Origin of the sequence: Moorena sp. SIO4G3, from assembly GCF_010692305.1 — a bacterium.
GTDB classification, from domain to species: domain Bacteria; phylum Cyanobacteriota; class Cyanobacteriia; order Cyanobacteriales; family Coleofasciculaceae; genus Moorena; species Moorena producens_A.
This window is the reverse complement of the sequence record NZ_JAAHIG010000701.1, coordinates 1-1,779: the sequence shown is the minus strand read 5'-3', so window position 1 is coordinate 1,779 and position 1,779 is coordinate 1. Positions and strand designations below refer to the sequence as shown.

At 44.7% G+C, this 1,779-nt stretch carries 1 pseudogene; it reads left to right on the top strand.

Annotation, left to right across the window (positions count from 1 at the left end):
• Positions 1-57: 57 nt before the first annotated feature.
• Positions 58-1,668: pseudogene (locus tag F6J99_RS44745) on the top strand (reverse transcriptase domain-containing protein).
• Positions 1,669-1,779: the final 111 nt, after the last annotated feature.

Below are 1,779 nucleotides of genomic sequence, written 5' to 3'. Positions count from 1 at the left end.
GAAAACTGCCTGCGGGTATTCAGAATATGCAAACTCTAGTAGAGCACGGTTAGACACATGAGCAATCATAGTGAACTTTGGAAAAATCAGAAGTGGAAAAAACACCACCAAAATTTATTCCGCCTACAAAAGCGAGTATATAAAGCGGTTCGAGAAGGTGACCTGAAGAAAGCCAAGTCATTACAGAAACTGATTATGAAGTCCCGTGCAGCACAACTGCTGGCTGTCCAACAAGTAACACAGCTAAATAAGGGCAAAAGAACAGCTGGAATTGACGGAAAGTCCAAACTCAATTTCAGGGAACGCATGGAACTGGTGGAAACATTAAACCTCTATGGCCACGACTGGAAACATAGCGGACTACGAGAAAAACCAATCAAGAAAAAGAATGGAAAGACTCGAATGTTAAAGATACCAACCATAGCCGACCGAGCATGGCAATGTTTAGCCAAATTCGCATTGGAACCAGCCCATGAGGCCACGTTCAGCGCCGACAGTTATGGTTTTAGAACAGGAAGAGGAGCACAAGACGTGCAAAAACGCCTATTCCTACACCTGAAATCAGACCACAACGGTATAAACAAGCGAATAATCGAACTAGACATAAAGAAATGCTTTGACCGCATCTCACACAGCTCAATCATGGATAGATTGCTAGCTCCTGCGTGCCTAAAACAGGGGATTTTCAGGTGTTTAAAAGCAGGCATCAATCCGGAATTCCTAGAGCAAGGAACACCCCAAGGCGGTGTGGTCAGCCCCCTATTAGCAAATGTGGCACTCAACGGAATCGAGAATATACACACCAGCCTGCGATACGCAGACGACATGGTATTTATACTCAAGCCAAAAGACAATGCTGAAAAGATTCTCCAGAAAGTCAAAGACTTCCTGGCAGAACGCGGAATGGAAATCAACGAAGAAAAGACCAAGCTAACCAAAACGACAGACGGATTTGACTTCCTATGAAGTTACCGTAAGAATAAAGAAGCCTTTACAGGGGACAGACTATGCAAAAAAGGGTTAAAAATTATTAATTAAGGCTTCTTTATTCTAAGGTTTCGTCTCCTGGGGTGGAAATTCCGCGTCAGAAAAGACGGAAAGTTTTCGTGTATTCCCTCAGAGGAAAACCACAGAAACATCCGTAAGAAAATCAAAGCCGTGGTCAACAACTCGAACTATGGTGCCAAAGTAAAAGCAAAAAAGCTAGCCCCAATCGTTCGCGGGTGGCGTAATTACCACAGTAGTTGTGATATGAGTAGCCCAAGGGATAGCCTATGGTTCATGAACCTAACCGCTAACCGTAAATTCCGAAAGGAAAAGAAAGTGAACCGGTACCAGGCCAACGAACTATGTAAAAAAGCATTCCCAAAAGTGGGGTACAAACAGAATCAACACGCAAACGTTAAAGGGACTAAGTCACCTTATGATGGTGACCTAGTTTACTGGAGTAAAAGGAATTCCCGCCTCTACTCAGACGCTACCTCAGACGCCTTGAAACGGCAAAACCATTCCTGTGGACACTGTAGATTGAAGTTCTTAGAAGGCGAAGATGTACACCTTCATCATGTAGATGGAAACCACGACAATTGGTCCAAAAAGAACTTACTAGCAGTTCATCGAAGCTGCCATCAACAGATACATTGGAGCAAGCCAAAAGGCCGGTCATAGACCGAGATTACCTAGGAGCCGTGTGAGGGGAAACCTTCACGCACGGTTCTGGAGCGGAGGTGCCCCGGATAATACCGGGCATCGACCGTAACAAATAGCAACGAGGGTCGT